Raw genomic sequence first — 1,804 nt, forward strand, 5'->3', positions numbered from 1 at the left:
GAAAAAATACTCATACCAATGGGAATATATTCCCATTGGTATGAGTATTTTTTCTCATAGGCGTGAGTATTACTCCTTGTCAGAATGTCTGGAAACGGCAATTTTATAGCATTTCTGATAAAGGTTTTACCAATCGAATAAATCGATATATTTGTCGAATTCAGGTTTGTTTTCGATACCATGTTTTAGAAAGACGGCGGTAATCTGCTTTTGTTCGTCAGGATGTAGCATCCGTTCTTTGTTGCGGATGCGGTAAAACATACTGCGCCCCATCAAAGAATATAATTCTTTGCGGATGGTGATAGCCGTAGAATATGGTATGTTGTCCAATATATGGTCAATTCCGCATGCAAAGCGTGAAGTGCAGTATGGATTGAAAAATCTGCAGTTATTCTCGTTTCCTATTATGTGGTTGGGATTGACTGTTCGGAAATCAGGAACATTTTGCGGTATACAGAGTGTCGCTTGATGGCGTAGGCATTCATTGCGGCGCGGACATTTGTTGTGGGTGCAGTATAGATAATTCTTAGGAATGTCATTAAAGTCAATTTTTTGGTTCATGATTCTCAATGCTTTTATAGTTTGTTGTTGTTTTCATATTCTGTTTACTGGTGGCAAACTTACGAAAAATCTCCGGAATAGACGAATGAAAATGGAAGAAATGGTATGCTGCACCAAGCTATTAATGAATACTAAGAGACGTAGACAAACAGAACAGAGTTGCTAGATAAATTACTGTTTTAAAATAAAGAGTTATGCTTGCCGTTTTCTATGTCTGCAATAATGCTATTTATAGTGGCTAATAGAGGTGGAATTCCTATTTTTATGGTATTGAATATTGCTTCGGGGTCGATAGCAGCATATTCATGGGATAATATATTGCGTAAGCCTATAATTCGTTTCCAAGGAATTTCTTTATAATTTTCGACTAGCAATGCTTCTTCTGTAAGATTGTCTATTTGCCTCACTGTTTCTCCTATTGTTTGAAGGCACATGCAAGTAGAATTAAATAGGACCATGGCAGAGTCAGAGATTAAAAAGTCATGGTATGAATTTAGATGTTTCGTTGTTCTTTCTATAAAAGAGCTTTGTTCTTCAACGAAATGCAGCATGCCTACTATTTTTTCTTTAGATATAGATCGCATCTTCTTCTAAACTTTTCTTGAAAAAATTGCGCATGATAGCCCCTAGTGAGATGATGTCCACTTTTGTACGGAATATTTTTTCTAAATCTTCCTTTATGTCCTGTATCGTAAAATAGTTAGGCTCTTGTAATTTTATACAAATATCAATATCACTTGTTTCATCATGCTCTCCTCTGGCGGCAGAGCCAAACAACCCTAAAGTAATTATTCCGTATTTCTCAGCATAGTGTGCTTTGAAATCGCGTAATATATCAAGTATCTCAGCAGTTGTTTTCATTTTCTATTTATATTCTGTTTATAGGAACAAAGGTAGCAATAATTTTGATATAAAGAAAAGTTAGAGACTATAACTTGACCTGATTTGTAGTATGTTAGAAAATAGTGACAAGCGATAAAGAATCCTGTGTCCTTGATTTTTCCTAAACATTTATGACTCTCTCTTGTTATTTTCCGAAAAGTATTTGTACCTTATGTCATTGGAACGTAGCACGCCTTTGTGGTGTGCGATTGTGCGTTTCCTCGGCTAACAGAAAAATGTAGCGATTTTTTTATACGTGCCGGGAAGACATTACAAATGTATAATTCTATACTTAAAGGGCTGAAATTGAAGAAAGATATATTGGCTACTTATCGAAAGCGTGCTATCGATGCTCGTTTTT

General features: G+C 35.6%; 3 protein-coding genes. All 3 read right to left on the reverse strand.

The window, feature by feature from the left end; translation table 11 throughout:
* Window positions 1-126: 126 nt before the first annotated feature.
* The gene (locus KTR06_RS24265; protein ID WP_008641052.1) at window positions 127-561 is read right to left on the reverse strand and encodes a DUF6078 family protein; all 435 of its coding nucleotides are present in this window, start codon (window positions 559-561) and stop codon (window positions 127-129) included.
* A 179-nt stretch (window positions 562-740) separates the two neighbouring features.
* On the reverse strand, window positions 741-1,145 hold the full coding sequence (locus KTR06_RS24270; protein WP_004313488.1) for a DUF86 domain-containing protein: 405 nt from the start codon (window positions 1,143-1,145) through the stop codon (window positions 741-743).
* Window positions 1,129-1,422 carry a nucleotidyltransferase family protein gene (locus KTR06_RS24275; RefSeq protein ID WP_004313487.1) on the reverse strand — a complete coding sequence of 98 codons (294 nt, stop codon included), beginning with the start codon at window positions 1,420-1,422 and terminating at the stop codon, window positions 1,129-1,131. Before KTR06_RS24275 ends, KTR06_RS24270 begins: the two co-directional genes overlap by 17 nt.
* Between the last annotated feature and the right edge of the window lie 382 nt (window positions 1,423-1,804).

It is taken from the genome of Bacteroides sp. MSK.20.12, from assembly GCF_019052435.1.
GTDB lineage: Bacteria > Bacteroidota > Bacteroidia > Bacteroidales > Bacteroidaceae > Bacteroides > Bacteroides xylanisolvens.